This window comes from Aquisalimonas sp., assembly GCF_007120195.1.
Classification (GTDB): Bacteria; Pseudomonadota; Gammaproteobacteria; order Nitrococcales; family Aquisalimonadaceae; genus Aquisalimonas.
Genome location: NZ_SKOG01000254.1, coordinates 1 through 4,119, shown reverse-complemented (window position 1 = coordinate 4,119; position 4,119 = coordinate 1). Strand labels below are relative to the sequence as shown.

The window sequence follows — 4,119 nt, the reverse complement described above, 5'->3', positions numbered from 1 at the left end:
TCCCGCTCGGCATCCCGGGAATACTTCTGGCTGATGAGCTGCGCCCCCAGGCCGCCGGCAAGCAGTGCCACCGCGGCGTATTCCTGGCGATCCGTCGCGATACCAACCGCCACACCGCTGGCCAGCACGGCACCCTGGAGCAGCACCTGCTGCGACTGTCTCTGGGCGCCGTGCCGCGCCGCGGCGTGCACGATCTCATGGCCAAGTACGGAGGCGAGCTCGGCTTCGGAGTCCATTTCCGTCAACAGGCCGCGGTTGATGGCGATCTTGCCGCCCGGCAGGGCCCAGGCATTGGGCACGGAACTGTTAAGAACGGTGAACTCATAGGGCAAATCACGATCCGCTTCCTCCGCCAGACGTTGCCCCACCCCCTGCACGTATTCCACCAGTTCCGGCTCGAGGGCATAGTCGCCACCCTCCATCTGGCGCAAGGGCGTGTAATGCTCCTCACCGACCTGGAGTTCCCACTCCTCGCCGACCAGGCTGAATTCCCGTTCGCCGGTAACAGGATTGACGGCACAACCGGCGAGAAAGGAAACCGCAAAACAAAGACCGAGGATCCGCTGCCACACTGCCTGACTCTCCGGGGAAACGGTGCACGACCTGCCTGAACGCAAACGCTGTTCCCAACGACACGCCAAGTCAAGGGTCGCGGACGTGCGTAAACCGAGCCGCGAAACCGCGAGAAACCGCACACATCCAACTGCGCAAAGAAGCCGCGCCGGGGTGTCCGCGCGCCCGCCCTCGACCCCAAGCCGGTCTCGATCCGCTCAGCAATTCCCGACCCGCGGGCAGGCCGGGCAGGGACGGCGACACTGCTGCCGCCAGCGTCACTGAGGTCATTGGATCGAGTCCATCATCGGGTAGACCATGGGAAGGCTCGTGAGGTTCAGGGCGAGCCGGCGGGGCCCATCCGCCCTCGCCCCTTACCGGCAGCAAGCCCCCGACCCCTTAAAAGTATCCACGCGGCGCATGGCACTTTAGAACGGACGCCGAATCCGGTGCCCGGTCCGCTGCCGCGCTTCATTGATACGCAATGCGCGCCCCTCCAGCTCGTAACCGTTGAGTGCCGCGATCGCCGCTTGCGCCGCAGCCGCCTCCATTTCCACGAAACAAAAGCCCCGGGGTCGACCTGAATCCCGGTCGGTAATCAGTTTCACGGAACGCACTTCGCCGTGGGACTCGAACAGACTACGGATATCCTCCTCGGTCGAGGAAAAGGGCAAATTGCCAACGTAGATTGTCTTGTGCACGCCTATTCTCCATCGCCGCCCATCGCCGGGCGGTTACCGCCCACCGCCGGGCGGCGATGGGCAAAGCACTGCGGGGGATATCCCACAGGATCAACTCCACGGCAGCCCTCGCAGACGGCCGGGCACCTCGGCGATGCACGAAACACACCTCATCGACGCTTCGCCTCTATAGATTAAAGTAATGGTCCAGCTTCGTAGTGGCGTCAAGCTGCTCCGGCCTCCATCCGGCGCCTCGGCGTCCATGCCTCCGGCCACCAGCCACCGGGTATTGCCGGGTCTACTAGTCGGCAGCTTGACATTGGAGCCGTCGGCGCCGGCAACCCAGGGGAAGCGACCGGGAGTCGGGCACTTGTGCGCAAGCCGGTGGGACGGGCATCATCAACTCCGGGCCGTGGGGAGCGGGAAGAACTCGGTCAGAACCGCGCCACGCTGCGCTGCGCATCAGCCATAAGGAGTCGATTACTGACATGGCCGCTTGGGAAATGGTGCTGGCGGGCATATTCGCCGTTCTGGTGACCATGTGGTTCCTACCAGGGATCCGGGAGAGCATGAAGCGGGACAAGGAGCAGGCGGATCAACCCAAGGACTGGCGAGGCCTGATCCTGCCGCTGATTTTCGTCATCCTGTTCGTGATGCTGCTAATCAGCATCGTCTGAACCTTCAAAGATGGATGACAACGCCACTCCGCTGGACGATACCCCACCGCCGCCGCGTGCGCGTCAGCAGATCGGGTGCGTCATGACTCGCCGGCCGCGCGCGCGATCAGTGCCCGTGCCGCATTCCGGGCAGTCGCCACGAGCGACTGGTCGCCGGTGACCTGGACCAGGACCGTGGCGCCCTCGATGAGCAGAACAAGTTGCCGGGCCAGCTCGCGCGGCTCCTTGAGGTGTGCCTTTTCGGCCAGGTCGGCGACGTATTCGATACGGAAACGCTTGTGTTCGGCGGCTGCCTGGTGGATTGGATGATCATGCTTGGGATACTGCACGGCCAGGTTGATCGACGGGCAGCCCCAGAACTCTTCCCGCTGGGCCCACTCATCCATGAAATCGAAGATTGCCTCCAGACGCTCCCGTGCCGTCAGCCCTCCGCCACTGACCACTTCCTCGAACTCGTGACGCACGCGTTCGTGGAAGCGCTCACAGGCCGCTAGCACCAGATTGTCCTTGGAGCCGAAATGCTTGTACAGCGTCATCTTGGCAACGCCGGCCTCGGCGAGCACCTTGTCGATACCAGTGGTGTGGCAGCCGTGACGGTAGAAGAGGTCCGTCGCGGTCTCAAGCAGCTGATCGCGACGGGAACCGGTTCGGGTATCGGTTGACGGGCTCGTGCTCATCGCCTTCTCCAAACGCTTCGGCCACAGTAAAATTCCGGTGGCCTTGTTGGGACCAACATTCTGGGGTGAGCATACAGCCCTGTCTAGGTCAATGTGAACCGCGCTGGCGGCCAGGTCAATGGTGAAAGTGCACGAATAGACGCCCCGGGTTCTTGGTGTCCTTCTCCACGCGGTGGTATCGATTGCGGATGTGGGGCTGTTCCAGGAATTTCAGCACCCGTTTTTTCAACTGCCCTCTGCCGCGTCCATGGATGATCTCGACCATCGGCAGGCGTTTATTCACCGCGTCCTCGATCGCGTCGTTCAGTGCGGCATCAATCAGCCGCCCGCGGTTGAAGACATCATGAAGATCCACTTTCAATCGCGCCATACACCACTCGATCCACGGCTGCCCCGGGGCCGGCTTTCATGTCACCATGACAAACATTAACCGCCCGTCGAGCGATATCAAGAGGGCCAAGCCCATGGTCAGTTACGTCGATGTGCTCGCAGCAAGGGAACGGATTCGCGACACAATTCACCCGACCCCGTGCCTGGCCGACTATGCCCTCTCCGAGCAGTTTGGGCGGCCAGTCTACCTCAAGGGTGAACTCTTCCAACGTACGGGCGCATTCAAGCCACGCGGCGCGCTCAACTGGCTGCGCACGGCATCCACCAGTGAGCTGCGCGCGGGACTTGGCGCCGTGTCTGCGGGTAACCATGCCGTCGCGCTCGCATGGGCGGCCCAGGCAGCCGGCGTGCGTCTCACGGTGGCCATGCCGGCCAATGCCAGCTCGGTCAAGGTGGAGGCCACCCGCAACTTCGGCGCCGAAGTCATTCTCGAGGGCGACATCAATGACGCCTGGGCGCGCATGCACCGCCTGGTGGAAGAGCGGAGGCTCACCCTGGTTCACCCATTTGATGACCCCCGGATCATCGCCGGCCAGGGTACCGTCGGACTGGAGATCGTCGAGCAGTGTCCGCATGTGAACGCCATCCTCTGCCCGGTCGGCGGCGGTGGGCTGATCTCTGGGCTCGCCATTGCCGCGCGCCATCTGCGTCCGAAAGTGCGGATTATCGGTGTGGAGCCGGAGGGAGCCGCCACCCTTAAGCACGCATGGCTGCACAATGGCCCGACGCGCCTGGAGCACGTACAGACCTGCGCATGGAGCCTCGGTGCAGCCATCGCCGGCGAATACACGTACCGATTGTCACGGGAGTACGTTGACAGCATCATCACCGTGCCAGAGTCAAGTATCCACGCCGGCATGCGCCATCTGCTGGGCACCGTCAAAGTGCATGCCGAGCCCGGCGCAGCCGTAGCGGCAGGTGCGCTACTCGATGGCACTGCCGCGGATGAACTCCCCAACGCGGGCGATATCGTCGCCGTGGTCACCGGGGGCAACATGTCCTCGGAAGAGCTCAAGCAGTTCCTCTAGTGTCCTGTCCCGTAAATACGTTGCGAAAATTGGCGTGGATCCTGACGGTTCCTGGCAAGGCGCGCCGACGAGGCGTAGCGGGGACTACGGCGAGGAGGCGCAACGCCGCCAGGGG

General features: G+C 63.3%; 6 protein-coding genes. 2 read left to right on the top strand and 4 right to left on the bottom strand.

Going from position 1 to position 4,119, the window contains the following annotated elements:
- On the bottom strand, positions 1-572 hold a 572-nt coding region (locus QZT63_RS17795), incomplete at its 3' end, for a M48 family metalloprotease (RefSeq protein WP_290653081.1).
- Positions 573-980: 408 nt separating this feature from the next.
- Complete coding sequence (locus tag QZT63_RS17790; protein WP_290653079.1) at positions 981-1,253, bottom strand: RNA-binding protein; 273 nt, start codon at positions 1,251-1,253, stop codon at positions 981-983.
- Between the two features lie 467 nt (positions 1,254-1,720).
- On the opposite strand from QZT63_RS17790, the gene QZT63_RS17785 reads away from it, so the two are divergent.
- Entirely contained in the window at positions 1,721-1,909 is a 189-nt protein-coding gene (locus QZT63_RS17785; protein ID WP_290653077.1) for a hypothetical protein, read from the top strand.
- Between the two features lie 80 nt (positions 1,910-1,989).
- On the opposite strand, the gene QZT63_RS17780 is transcribed toward QZT63_RS17785, so the two are convergent.
- Both QZT63_RS17780 and QZT63_RS17775 read right to left on the bottom strand, forming a co-directional pair.
- Positions 1,990-2,586: a TetR/AcrR family transcriptional regulator gene (locus QZT63_RS17780; protein WP_290653075.1), complete on the bottom strand. Its 597-nt coding sequence runs from the start codon at positions 2,584-2,586 to the stop codon at positions 1,990-1,992.
- Positions 2,587-2,701: 115 nt separating this feature from the next.
- Positions 2,702-2,956: a Smr/MutS family protein gene (locus QZT63_RS17775; protein WP_290653073.1), complete on the bottom strand. Its 255-nt coding sequence runs from the start codon at positions 2,954-2,956 to the stop codon at positions 2,702-2,704.
- A gap of 94 nt (positions 2,957-3,050) precedes the next feature.
- Between QZT63_RS17775 and QZT63_RS17770 the strand changes: the two genes are divergently transcribed.
- On the top strand, positions 3,051-4,004 hold the full coding sequence (locus tag QZT63_RS17770) for a threonine/serine dehydratase (protein ID WP_290653071.1): 954 nt from the start codon (positions 3,051-3,053) through the stop codon (positions 4,002-4,004).
- Positions 4,005-4,119 lie beyond the last annotated feature (115 nt).

Coding starts and splice junctions, on each gene's coding strand:
- QZT63_RS17785 (WP_290653077.1), top strand. CDS start 1,721: ATGGCCGCTTGGGAAATGGTGCTGGCGGGCATATTCGCCGTTCTGGTG.
- QZT63_RS17780 (WP_290653075.1), bottom strand. CDS start 2,586: ATGAGCACGAGCCCGTCAACCGATACCCGAACCGGTTCCCGTCGCGAT.
- QZT63_RS17775 (WP_290653073.1), bottom strand. CDS start 2,956: ATGGCGCGATTGAAAGTGGATCTTCATGATGTCTTCAACCGCGGGCGG.
- QZT63_RS17770 (WP_290653071.1), top strand. CDS start 3,051: ATGGTCAGTTACGTCGATGTGCTCGCAGCAAGGGAACGGATTCGCGAC.